The 12,642-nt window shown below is 57.9% G+C and carries 8 protein-coding genes; 6 read left to right on the top strand and 2 right to left on the bottom strand.

All coding sequences use genetic code 11. The annotated features are described in order from the left end of the window. On the bottom strand, positions 1-1,110 hold a 1,110-nt coding region (mltF, locus tag WFM46_RS10775; protein ID WP_336997610.1), incomplete at its 3' end, for a membrane-bound lytic murein transglycosylase MltF. A gap of 268 nt (positions 1,111-1,378) precedes the next feature. On the opposite strand from mltF, the gene purL reads away from it, so the two are divergent. The 5 genes from purL (at position 1,379) to glnB (ending at position 9,802) form a co-directional block, all read left to right on the top strand. Continuing rightward, complete coding sequence (gene purL, locus WFM46_RS10770; RefSeq protein WP_263950335.1) at positions 1,379-5,266, top strand: phosphoribosylformylglycinamidine synthase; 3,888 nt, start codon at positions 1,379-1,381, stop codon at positions 5,264-5,266. 577 nt (positions 5,267-5,843) lie between these two features. Next, on the top strand, positions 5,844-7,277 hold the full coding sequence (gene qseE, locus WFM46_RS10765) for a two component system sensor histidine kinase QseE/GlrK (RefSeq protein ID WP_263950336.1): 1,434 nt from the start codon (positions 5,844-5,846) through the stop codon (positions 7,275-7,277). Next, positions 7,274-8,050 (top strand): two-component system QseEF-associated lipoprotein QseG, encoded by a 777-nt coding sequence (qseG, locus tag WFM46_RS10760; RefSeq protein WP_336997609.1) that lies wholly within the window; start codon positions 7,274-7,276, stop codon positions 8,048-8,050. Before qseE ends, qseG begins: the two co-directional genes overlap by 4 nt. Further along, complete coding sequence (gene glrR / locus WFM46_RS10755) at positions 8,047-9,384, top strand: two-component system response regulator GlrR (RefSeq protein WP_103180739.1); 1,338 nt, start codon at positions 8,047-8,049, stop codon at positions 9,382-9,384. The genes qseG and glrR overlap by 4 nt, the downstream gene beginning before the upstream one ends. Positions 9,385-9,463: 79 nt before the next feature. Next, the gene (gene glnB / locus WFM46_RS10750) at positions 9,464-9,802 is read left to right on the top strand and encodes a nitrogen regulatory protein P-II (protein WP_003860685.1); all 339 of its coding nucleotides are present in this window, start codon (positions 9,464-9,466) and stop codon (positions 9,800-9,802) included. 87 nt (positions 9,803-9,889) lie between these two features. Here the strand turns inward: glnB and hmpA are convergent, their stop codons facing one another. Beyond that, on the bottom strand, positions 9,890-11,080 hold the full coding sequence (gene hmpA / locus WFM46_RS10745; RefSeq protein WP_103180738.1) for an NO-inducible flavohemoprotein: 1,191 nt from the start codon (positions 11,078-11,080) through the stop codon (positions 9,890-9,892). 304 nt (positions 11,081-11,384) lie between these two features. Here hmpA and glyA point away from each other — a divergent pair, with 304 nt between their 5' ends. Next, on the top strand, positions 11,385-12,638 hold the full coding sequence (gene glyA, locus WFM46_RS10740; protein WP_103180737.1) for a serine hydroxymethyltransferase: 1,254 nt from the start codon (positions 11,385-11,387) through the stop codon (positions 12,636-12,638). The last annotated feature ends 4 nt before the right edge of the window (positions 12,639-12,642 follow it).

The following is a 12,642-nucleotide window of genomic DNA, read 5'->3' as shown; positions in this document are numbered from 1 at the left end:
GCTCTCCGGCACTCTGTCCATCATCGCCTGCAGGTAGCGCGCGCCGCCGCTGATGCTCTGCTCAGCATCGGTACGGTCGGTCAGTCCCAGGCTCTGGGCGGTATTTTTGGTCAGCATCATCAGGCCGCGTACCCCGGTTGGCGAGGTGGCCAGTGCGTCCCAGTGAGACTCCTGATAAGAGATGGCGGCCAGCAGTCGCCAGTCAATCTCCTGGGCATACTTCACAAACAGGGGCTTCAGCGTCGGCAGGACATTATCCACCGCCCGCAGGAAGCTGCGGGTATCGACATAGTCGAAGCCATCCCCGTGACCGAGGTACTTCTCCTCCAGACGCGCCAGCGTGCCGTCTTCATTCATCCTGTTAAAGAAATCGAGCATGGCGGCGGAGAGCGTCTGGTCGGCGTCGAGAGGGCTGAACCAGGTGACAGGCTGCTCGTCAGTGACGTCCAGCGCCACGGCCAGCTCCGGGTGAACGCGCTGGAACAGGCTGATGGCAACCGAGTCGGCGATGGTGTAGGGCAGTTTCCCGTCCGTCACCTGCTCCAGCAGCGCCGTGGTGCCGAGCTTCTTATCAACCTTCCAGCTAAGTTCAGGGTACTTTTTTTCTTTCAGCGCCCGAAGGTCGTCAATGACAACATGGCCCGGGGCAACGGTGAGCTGCTCGGCGGTGAGCCCGGCAAGCGTGCGTGGTCGCAGGCTGCCTACGCGATAGACCAGCTGCTGCGAGACAGAGTAGTAGGTTGGGCCTGGCTGATAGTTTTTGCTGCGCTCGCTGTTATAGACCAGGCCAGCAGCCAGCATGTCAGCCTTATCATTGTCCAGGTCGTCAAACAGCTGGCTGATGTTCTGGCGTACCGTAATTCTGAGCTTTACGCCCAGATAGTCAGCAAAATGCTGCGCCAGTTCGTAATCCAGCCCAATGACTTTATCGTTGATCGCACTGTAGGTGAGGGGAGAGGCCACGGTACTGACGCGCAGCTCCCCCCGCGCCTGAATGGCGGCGATGCGATTTTCGGCTTTACCGAACCAGGGGATTGAAGGCCACAGGGCCGCTGCCAACAGCAGGGTCACGATGCCGATGAACAGATAATTAATCTTTAATTTTTTCAATAAGTTGATTCTATGCGCTGTGTATTATTCTGTTGTTTATTGGCCATAGTAAAAACAAGTATTACCAAAGATTTCGCGGCATTTTGCGTAAAGTTGCGCCACTTGGCAACTTATTAGCGGGAAAGGCAACACCAATGGTTAAATGACGACGACGATTTTATTACGACGCAAACGGTTTCGTCGGCGCGCAGGATCCACTATAATGGCGCCCGTTTTCCCCCCTTGCGCACACTGTAAGCGCCTCCGGCGCTTCGAAGACGAGAGACTTATGATGGAAATTCTGCGTGGTTCGCCTGCACTGTCTGCCTTCCGTATCAATAAACTGCTGGCACGTTTTCAGGCGGCCGACCTTCCGGTAAGCAATATTTACGCTGAGTATGTCCATTTTGCTGACCTGAATGCTCCCTTAACGTCAGAGGATTTAGTCCGGCTTGAGCGCCTGCTGAAGTACGGCCCAAGCCTGAGCAGCCATACCCCGAACGGTAAACTTCTGCTGGTTACGCCTCGTCCGGGTACCATCTCCCCCTGGTCTTCTAAAGCAACCGACATCGCCCATAACTGTGGTCTGAGCCAGATTAACCGTCTGGAGCGGGGCGTGGCCTATTACGTTGAAGCCGCAAGCCTGACTGATGAACAGTGGTCAGCCGTGGCAACAGAACTGCACGACCGCATGATGGAGAGCGTGTTCGCCTCTCTCGACGACGCGCAGCAGCTTTTCTCTCACCATCAGCCTGCGCCCGTGCAGAGCGTGGACCTGCTGGGTGAGGGCCGTCAGGCGCTGATTGACGCCAACCTGCGTTTAGGCCTGGCGCTGGCAGAAGATGAGATTGACTACCTGCAGGACGCGTTCATTAAGCTGAACCGCAACCCGAACGACATCGAACTCTATATGTTCGCGCAGGCCAACTCAGAGCACTGCCGCCACAAGATTTTTAACGCCGACTGGGTTATCGACGGCGAGCAGCAGCCGAAGTCGCTGTTCAAAATGATCAAAAACACCTTCGAGCAAACCCCTGATCATGTGCTGTCCGCCTACAAAGACAACGCCGCAGTTATGGAGGGTTCCGAGGTGGGCCGCTTCTTCGCCGATCGCGAAGCGGGGCGCTATGACTTCCATCAGGAGCCGGCGCATATCCTGATGAAGGTGGAAACCCATAACCACCCGACGGCTATTTCGCCGTGGCCAGGTGCCGCCACCGGCTCCGGCGGTGAAATCCGTGACGAAGGTGCAACCGGCCGTGGGGCAAAACCAAAAGCGGGTCTGGTCGGTTTCTCCGTCTCCAACCTGCGCATCCCGGGCTTTGAACAGCCGTGGGAAGAAGATTTTGGCAAACCAGAGCGTATTGTTACCGCGCTGGATATCATGACCGACGGACCGCTGGGCGGCGCGGCGTTTAACAACGAATTTGGTCGTCCGGCACTGAACGGTTACTTCCGTACCTACGAAGAAAAAGTGGACAGCCACAACGGCGAAGAGCTGCGCGGCTACCATAAGCCGATCATGCTGGCGGGCGGGATCGGCAACATTCGCGCCGATCACGTGCAGAAGGGCGAGATCGTCGTGGGTGCCAAGCTGATCGTGCTGGGCGGCCCGGCGATGAATATCGGTCTGGGTGGCGGGGCCGCCTCCTCGATGGCGTCCGGCCAGTCTGATGCGGATCTCGACTTCGCCTCCGTACAGCGCGACAACCCAGAGATGGAGCGCCGTTGCCAGGAGGTGATCGACCGCTGCTGGCAGCTGGGCGATGCCAACCCGATCCTCTTTATTCATGACGTGGGTGCGGGCGGTCTCTCCAACGCCATGCCGGAGCTGGTGAGCGACGGCAACCGCGGGGGCCGCTTCAACCTGCGCGATATCCTGAGTGATGAACCCGGCATGAGCCCGCTGGAGATCTGGTGTAACGAATCTCAGGAGCGCTACGTGCTGGCCGTTGCCCCGGATCAGCTGCCGTTGTTTGACGAGCTCTGCCGTCGCGAGCGCGCCCCGTATGCGGTGATCGGTGAGGCCACCGAAGAGATGCACCTCTCCTTAAGCGATACCCATTTCGACAACCAGCCGATCGATCTGCCGCTGGACGTGTTGCTGGGTAAAACGCCGAAGATGACCCGCGACGTTAAATCCCGCAAAGCGAGCGGTAAAGCGCTCGACCTGCAGGGTGTGACGATTGCCGAGGCGGTAAACCGCGTTCTGCATCTGCCGGCAGTGGCGGAGAAAACCTTCCTTGTCACCATCGGTGACCGTACCGTGACCGGCATGGTCGCCCGCGATCAGATGGTGGGCCCGTGGCAGGTCCCGGTGGCGAACTGCGCGGTCACTACCGCCAGCCTCGATAGCTACTATGGCGAAGCGATGGCGCTGGGCGAACGCTCCCCGGTGGCGCTGCTGGACTTTGCCGCTTCTGCCCGCCTGGCGGTAGGTGAAGCGCTGACTAACATCGCTGCCACCCAGATTGGCGACATCAAACGCATCAAGCTCTCCGCCAACTGGATGGCCGCTGCCGGTCACCCGGGTGAAGACGCCGGGCTGTACGAAGCGGTTAAAGCGGTGGGTGAAGAGCTCTGTCCGGCGCTGGGCCTGACCATTCCGGTGGGCAAAGACTCCATGTCGATGAAAACCCGCTGGCAGGAAGGTAACGAGCAGCGCGAGATGACCTCTCCGCTGTCGCTGGTGATCACCGCCTTTGCCCGCGTGGAAGATGTGCGCCACACCATTACCCCGCAACTCTCTACCGAAGACAACGCCCTGCTGCTGATCGACCTGGGTAAAGGTCATAACGCACTGGGTGCCACCGCGCTGGCGCAGGTTTATCGCCAGCTGGGTGACAAAGCGGCAGACGTGCGCGATGTGGCGCAGCTGAAGGGCTTCTACGACGCCATTCAGGCGCTGGTGGCCCAACGCAAACTGCTGGCCTACCACGACCGTTCCGACGGCGGCCTGCTGGTCACCCTGGCGGAAATGGCCTTCACCGGCCACTGCGGCGTGGAAGTGAATATTGCCTCTCTGGGTAACGATAATCTGGCTGCGCTGTTCAACGAAGAGCTGGGCGCCGTCATTCAGGTACGGGCGGCAGATCGCGAGGCGGTGGAAACGCTGCTGGCGCAGCACGGTCTCGGCGACTGCGTACATTATCTGGGTAAAGCGGTGAGCGGCGATCGTTTTGTTATCGAGGCGAATGGCCAGACGGTCTTTGCCGAAAGCCGCTCCACGCTGCGTATGTGGTGGGCGGAAACCACCTGGCAGATGCAGCGTCTGCGTGATAACCCGGCGTGTGCCGATCAGGAGCACGAGGCGAAAGCCAACGACAACGATCCGGGCCTGAACGTCAAACTCTCGTTCGACATTAACGAAGACATCGCCGCGCCGTACATTGCGAAGGGTGCGCGTCCGAAAGTAGCTGTCCTGCGTGAGCAGGGCGTGAACTCCCACGTTGAGATGGCGGCCGCCTTCCACCGTGCAGGCTTCGATGCCATCGACGTCCACATGAGCGACCTGCTGGCAGGGCGCACCGGTCTGGCTGATTTCCAGGCGCTGGTGGCTTGCGGCGGCTTCTCTTACGGTGACGTGCTGGGCGCGGGCGAGGGCTGGGCAAAATCCATCCTCTTCAACGAACGCGTCCGCGATGAGTTCGAAACCTTCTTCCACCGTCCACAGACCCTGGCGCTGGGCGTCTGTAACGGCTGCCAGATGATGTCTAACCTGCGCGAGCTGATCCCGGGCAGCGAAGCCTGGCCGCGCTTTGTGCGTAACCAGTCCGATCGCTTCGAAGCGCGTTTCAGCCTGGTGGAAGTGACCCAGAGCCCGTCTCTGCTGCTGCAGGGAATGGTGGGATCGCAGATGCCGATCGCTGTCTCCCACGGTGAAGGGCAGGTTGAACTGCGTGATGCCGCGCATCTGGCGGAGCTGGAAAGCAAAGGTCTGGTGGCGCTGCGCTTTGTCGACAACTTCGGCAAGGTAACGCAAAACTACCCGGCAAACCCGAACGGCTCTGCCAACGGGATCACCGCGGTGACCAGCGAAAGCGGTCGCGTCACGGTGATGATGCCGCACCCTGAGCGCGTGTTCCGCACCGTCAGTAACTCCTGGCACCCGGAAAACTGGGGCGAGGACAGCCCGTGGATGCGTATCTTCCGCAACGCGCGTAAGCAGTTAGGTTAAGAGATCGTTGTTGTGCCCGGGGGCGCTTCGCTTACCGGGCCTCCAAAAGCCGGATAAATTTTGTAGGCCGGGCAAAGGCAGTGCTGCCCGGCAATTCCTCAGTGTCGCAAATGTGCGACAACTCACATTCTGCGGTGTCGCCAAAAGGCGACACTTAAGTTTTTGATTTTTATAATGTTAGTAAGAATTCTGCCAGAGTGTTGCTGATTAGCGACAGATAGCCTGAAAATCATCACGCGCTGAATAAGTACGCAAAGCTCTATAAATTCATATTTTTCAACACATTAATATTTTTATTTGCATTTTGGCACATCTGTTGCATAATAGTAACCAGTGGCTCATTCACCTTCTTATGTCAGCCCCTTCGGGACGTGCTACATAAACTTCGAATGACGCACAAAAAGGTGCCTGCCGTCCAACTACTGATCATAGCGTTGCTTTATCAGACCCAGGGCGAAACGTCGAGTTAGGCACCGCCTCATTCCGCAACAAAGCCGGGTTTTTAACCCGGCTTTGTTGTATCTGAACGCATGTCCGGCTAGCATCCCCTTACCCCCTCGCGACAGAGAGTAATGCGTTGAAACGCTGGCCAGTTTTCCCTCGCTCCTTACGACAGTTAGTCATGATGGCCTTCCTGCTGATCCTGCTGCCTTTGCTGGTGCTGGCATGGCAGGCGTGGCAGAGCCTGAACGCGCTCAGCGCGCAGGCGGCGCTGACCAACAGAACCACCCTGATTGATGCCCGCCGCAGCGAGGCGATGACCAATGCCGCCCTGGAGATGGAGCGCAGCTACCGGCAGTATTGCGTCCTCGACGACAGAACGCTGGCGCGGGTATACCAGGATCAGCGTAAGCGCTACAGCGATATGCTCGACGCCCATGCCGGTGTACTGCCCGACGATAAGCTCTATCAGACGTTGCGCCAGGATCTTAACGCTCTGTCCCAGCTGCAGTGCATTAACAGCGGGCCTGATGCCCAGGCCGCTATGCGACTGGAGGCCTTTGCGAATGCCAATACCGAGATGGTTCAGGCGACTCGGTCGGTGATCTTCTCCCGCGGGCAACAGCTCCAGCAGGAGATTGCCGAGCGCGGCCAGTTCTTTGGCTGGCAGGCGCTGGTCCTTTTTCTGCTCAGCCTGCTGTTAGTGGTGCTCTTCACCCGGATGATCATCGGCCCGGTTAAGGGCATTGAGCGGATGATCAACCGGCTGGGGGAGGGGCGCTCGCTGGGCAATACCGTGGCCTTTACCGGCCCGCGCGAGCTGCGTTCGGTCGGGCAACGTATCATCTGGCTGTCGGAGCGGCTGTCATGGCTCGAATCCCAACGTCACCAGTTTTTACGCCATATTTCCCACGAACTGAAAACGCCCCTCGCCAGCATGCGTGAGGGCACCGAACTGCTGGCCGATGAGGTTGCCGGGCCGCTGACCCCGGAGCAAAGAGAGATTGTCGAGATCCTTGATGCCAGCAGCCGCAACCTGCAAAAGCTGATTGAACAGCTGCTCGACTACAACCGTAAACTGGCCGACGGCATCCCGGAGCTTGAGCGCGTAGAGCTCGCGCCGCTGGTGGATATGGTGCTGTCTGCTCACAGCCTGCCTGCTCGCGCTAAAATGATGCATACTGAACTGGCGCTGGCGACACCCGCCTGTTTAGCCGAGCCGATGCTGCTGATGAGCGTGCTGGATAATCTTTATTCCAATGCGGTGCACTATGGTATTGAATCCGGTACCATTTATGTTCGCAGTTTTACGCGCGGCTCGCGAGTCTGTATCGATGTCGCCAACACCGGAAGCCCGATCCCCGACGATGAAAAAGCGATGATCTTTGAACCCTTTTATCAGGGTAGCCATCAACGAAAAGGGGCGGTGAAGGGAAGCGGCCTGGGGCTGAGTATCGCCCGTGACTGTATTCGTCGTATGCATGGAGAGCTTAACCTTGTTACTGACGACCGTACCGATGTCTGTTTTCGCATCGAACTGCCGCTTGAGTCGGAAAAACCACTAAAATGAATCTAAATCTGGTGAGTATGTCACACGTCTTTTCCCGCGCCATTAACGCGGTATTTTCCGGTCACTCTCTCTTTCTGAGCCTTCCCTGCCTGCTGCTGGCCGGGTGCGTCACCAGTACGCCGACCAGTGCCATCAGCGACAAGCAGGGTGAAAAATTGCCTGAGCATCAGCTGGCGGACTTCCTGTCTACCGACTGCAATAATATCTGGCAGCTGCACGGTCAGGAGACCGACAGCAACCCGCTTTACTGGCTGCGCGGCATGGATTGCGCAGATCGCCTCTCACCCGCCGCCGCGCGGGCAGAGGCGAGGGGATGGGACGATGATACCTGGCAGGAGAGTTTTAAGCGCGGGATCCTGCTGGCCAATGCCAAAATTAACCCGGTAGAGCGGCGCCAGTTGACCACCCGGCTGGATGCGCTGAGCCCGCAGATCCCGGCCCAGGTGCGCCCGCTGTATCAGCTGTGGCGACACGGTCAGGTGCTGCAACTGCAGCTGGCAGAGGAGCGTTTCCGCTACGGTAAGCTGCAGCAGACCACCGACGGTGAACTGGATACCCTGCGCCAGCAGCAGCAATACCTGCGGGTGCAGCTGGACACCACAACCCGCAAGCTGGAAAACCTGACCGATATTGAACGGCAGCTCTCCACCCGTAAGCCGGTCAGTAACTATCTGCCGGACGCGCCGAAGAGTGCCGCGTCGCCCGCCGGCACCGAGGGTGATGCGACAGACCCGAAAAGCGATGCCCCGAAACAGGAGGACGTAAAGCCATGACAAGCCGAAAACCTGCGCATCTTTTGCTGGTGGATGACGATCCCGGTTTGCTGAAGCTGCTGGGGATGCGTCTGGTGAGCGAGGGTTATAGCATCGTGACCGCCGAAAGTGGTCAGGAGGGGCTGAAAGTGTTGGGCCGCGAGAAGATCGATCTGGTGATAAGCGATCTGCGGATGGACGAAATGGACGGCATGCAGCTCTTCACCGAGATCCAGAAGCTCCAGCCCGGCATGCCGGTGATTATTCTTACCGCCCACGGCTCGATCCCTGATGCTGTGGCCGCCACCCAGCAGGGGGTCTTTAGCTTCCTCACCAAGCCGGTGGATAAAGACGCGCTTTACAAAGCGATTGATGATGCCCTGGAACACGCCGCCCCCTCCGGCGACGAAACCTGGCGGGAGGCGATCGTCACCCGCAGCCCGATTATGCTGCGTCTGCTGGAGCAGGCGCGCATGGTGGCGCAGTCCGATGTCAGCGTGCTGATTAACGGCCAGAGCGGCACCGGGAAAGAGATCCTCGCCCAGGCCATTCACAACGCCAGCCCGCGCGGCAAAAACGCCTTTATCGCCATTAACTGCGGGGCGCTGCCCGAGCAGCTGCTGGAGTCCGAGCTCTTTGGTCATGCGCGCGGCGCCTTCACCGGTGCGGTCAGCAGCCGGGAAGGGCTTTTCCAGGCGGCGGAAGGCGGCACGCTGTTCCTCGATGAAATTGGCGACATGCCGGCGCCCCTGCAGGTCAAACTGCTGCGCGTGTTGCAGGAGCGCAAGGTCAGACCGCTCGGCAGTAACCGCGATATCGACATCAACGTGCGCATTATCTCCGCGACCCACCGGGATCTGCCCAAGGCGATGGCGCGCAACGAGTTTCGTGAAGACCTCTTCTACCGTCTCAATGTTGTTAACCTGAAGATCCCTGCGCTGGCGGAGCGGGCAGAAGATATTCCGCTGCTCGCTACTCAGCTGCTGCGCCAGGCCGCGGAGCGGCACAAGCCGTTTGTCCGTGCATTTTCCACCGACGCCATGAAGCGGCTGATGACCGCCAGCTGGCCCGGTAATGTGCGTCAGCTGGTGAACGTGATTGAGCAGTGCGTGGCGCTCACCTCCTCGCCGGTGATCAGCGATGCGCTGGTGGAGCAGGCGCTGGAGGGCGAAAACACCGCCCTGCCGACCTTCGTTGAAGCCCGCAACCAGTTTGAGCTTAACTATCTGCGTAAGTTACTGCAGATCACCAAAGGCAACGTCACCCATGCGGCGCGCATGGCGGGGCGTAACCGCACCGAGTTTTATAAACTGCTCTCGCGCCATGAGCTGGAAGCAAACGATTTTAAAGAGTGATGCGCTAAATTCCGCCTGAATATGATACTGTGAGCAACCGATTACGAGGCAGCTGACAGGCATAAGTTTAAGGACCACCATGAAAAAGATTGATGCGATTATTAAACCTTTCAAACTGGATGATGTGCGCGAAGCGCTGGCAGAAGTCGGCATTACCGGCATGACGGTGACAGAGGTGAAAGGCTTTGGTCGTCAGAAGGGCCACACCGAACTCTACCGTGGCGCAGAATACATGGTCGATTTCCTGCCAAAGGTGAAGATTGAGATCGTGGTGTCGGATGACATCGTGGATACCTGCGTGGATACCATTATCCGCACCGCACAGACCGGCAAAATTGGTGATGGCAAAATCTTCGTCTTTGACGTGGCGCGCGTGATCCGTATCCGTACCGGCGAAGAAGACGACGCGGCGATTTAATTACCCGTTGTTTGACATCCCGTAGGCCCCTGCAAGCGGAGCGCCGCCGGGCAAAAAAAAAGCCCCTCTACTGAGGGGCTTTTTGCATTACAGTACCTTATGCGGGCCGAAGCATTCGTAGTGAATGTTCTCTTTATTCACCCCCAGCTCCAGAAGCTGCGCGGCGGCATACTGCATAAAGGCCACCGGGCCACAGACGTAGAACTGCATCTCCGGGGCGTGGAACTGCTCTTTATGCTCGCTTAACGCCATCAGGCCTTCGCTGTCGAAGCGGGCAGCGGCACGGTCGTCATCCGACGGCAGGCGATACCAGGTATGGGCAGTAAAGTGCGGCAGGCCGGCAGCCAGGCTTTTCACTTCATCAGAAAACGCATGCACTTCGCCATTCTCTGCGGCGTGGAACCAGTTCACCTGCGCCTTATGCTGCGCCTTCGCCAGGGTGTCCAGCATCGCCAGCATCGGGGTCTGGCCGACACCGGCGGAGATCAGCGTCACCGGGGTATTGCTTTCAACAGCCATAAAGAAGTCGCCCGCAGGGGCGGCCAGATGCACCACATCACCCACGCGGGCTTCGTTATGCAGCCATGTCGAAACCTGACCGCCTTCCTCGCGTTTTACCGCAATGCGATAGCTTTTGCCGTTTGGCTTGCGGGTCAGAGAGTACTGGCGGATCTCCTGATGCGGGAAGCCTTCAGGCTTCAGCCACACGCCCAGGTACTGGCCCGGCTGGTAATCGGCAACCGGCTGGCCGTCGACGGGTTCAAATTCAAAGCTGGTGATAAGCTGGCTGCGCGGGGTTTTTTCCACGATACGGAAGGCGCGGGTACCTTCCCATCCGCCGGTCTTACTGGCGTTTTCGCTGTAGATCTGCGCTTCACGGTTGATAAAGACGTTCGCCAGCACGCCGTAGGCTTTGCCCCAGGCGTCCAGCACTTCCTGGCCCGGGCTGAACATTTCGTCCAGGGTCGCCAGCAGGTGGGTGCCAACAATGTTGTACTGCTCAGGTTTGATCTGGAAGCTGGTATGTTTCTGAGCGATTTTTTCCACTGCTGGCAGCAGGGCCGGCAGGTTCTCGATGTTGCTGGCGTAGGCGGCAATGGCGTTAAATAACGCTTCGCGCTGATCGCCGTTACGCTGGTTGCTCATGTTAAAAATCTCTTTGAGCTCCGGGTTGTGCGCGAACATACGATCGTAAAAATGGGCGGTAAGTTTAGGACCCGTTTCGACCAGCAGGGGAATCGTGGCTTTTACGGTAGCGATGGTTTGGGCATCTAACATAGCAGCTTCCTTCAAATGTTACTTTAATAGTGTATTTTTAATGCATCTTATAAAAAATAACCCTGCTTTGTAAATGGTTCTTTGCAACATGAATTAACTGCATCACAAACCTGAAAAGAATTCCCTTTTGCAGGGCGAGGACGCTATTCCTCAAACCCTTGCGTGGCGGGTAGGTAAACGTTTGCGTAAAATCCTTTGTCAAGACCTGTTATCACTCTGCTAATCAGTTATACTGTTGCCCGTCGTCCATCAGGACTGCCTTTTCAGGCCAAAATTTACTTGTTAGCTGAGTCAGGAGATGCGGATGTTAAAGCGTGAAATGAACATTGCCGATTATGATGCCGAACTGTGGCAGGCTATGGAGCAGGAAAAAGTACGTCAGGAAGAGCACATCGAACTGATCGCCTCCGAAAACTACACCAGCCCGCGCGTGATGCAGGCGCAGGGCTCTCAGCTGACCAACAAATATGCTGAAGGTTACCCGGGCAAGCGCTACTACGGCGGTTGCGAGTATGTCGATGTGGTTGAACAGCTGGCGATCGATCGCGCAAAAGAGCTGTTTGGCGCTGACTACGCTAACGTGCAGCCGCACTCTGGCTCTCAGGCTAACTTCGCTGTCTATACCGCACTGCTGCAGCCGGGCGATACCGTTCTGGGTATGAACCTGGCGCAGGGCGGCCACCTGACTCACGGCTCCCCGGTTAACTTCTCCGGCAAACTGTACAACATCATCCCTTACGGTATCGATGAGTCCGGTAAAATTGACTACGCCGACATGGAGAAGCAGGCCAAAGAGCACAAACCGAAGATGATCATCGGTGGTTTCTCTGCCTACTCCGGTGTTGTTGACTGGGCAAAAATGCGTGAAATCGCAGACAGCATCGGCGCATACCTGTTCGTCGATATGGCACACGTTGCCGGTCTGATCGCCGCAGGCGTCTACCCGAACCCGGTTCCACACGCACACGTTGTCACCACCACTACCCACAAAACCCTGGCCGGTCCGCGCGGCGGCCTGATCCTGGCGAAGGGCGGTGACGAAGAGCTGTACAAAAAACTGAACTCTGCTGTCTTCCCAAGCGCGCAGGGCGGCCCGCTGATGCACGTTATCGCGGCGAAAGCCGTGGCGCTGAAAGAGGCGATGGAGCCAGAGTTCAAGGTTTACCAGCAGCAGGTTGCTAAGAACGCCAAAGCGATGGTGGAAGTCTTCCTGAACCGCGGTTACAAAGTGGTCTCCGGCGGGACTGAAAACCACCTGTTCCTGCTGGATCTGGTTGATAAAAACCTGACCGGTAAAGAAGCTGACGCTGCCCTGGGCCGCGCCAACATCACCGTTAACAAAAACAGCGTACCAAACGATCCGAAGAGCCCGTTTGTGACCTCCGGTATCCGTATCGGTTCTCCGGCTGTCACTCGCCGCGGCTTTAAAGAAGCGGAAGTGAAAGAGCTGGCGGGCTGGATGTGCGACGTGCTGGACAACATCAACGACGAAGCGGTTATCGAACGCGTGAAAGCGAAAGTGCTGGAAATCTGCGCCCGCTTCCCGGTTTACGCATAAGTCT

This window comes from Leclercia sp. M50 (genome assembly GCF_037150775.1).
Taxonomy (GTDB): domain Bacteria; phylum Pseudomonadota; class Gammaproteobacteria; order Enterobacterales; family Enterobacteriaceae; genus Enterobacter.
The sequence above is the reverse complement of the archived record's forward strand: the minus strand, read 5'-3'. Positions and strand labels throughout refer to the sequence as shown.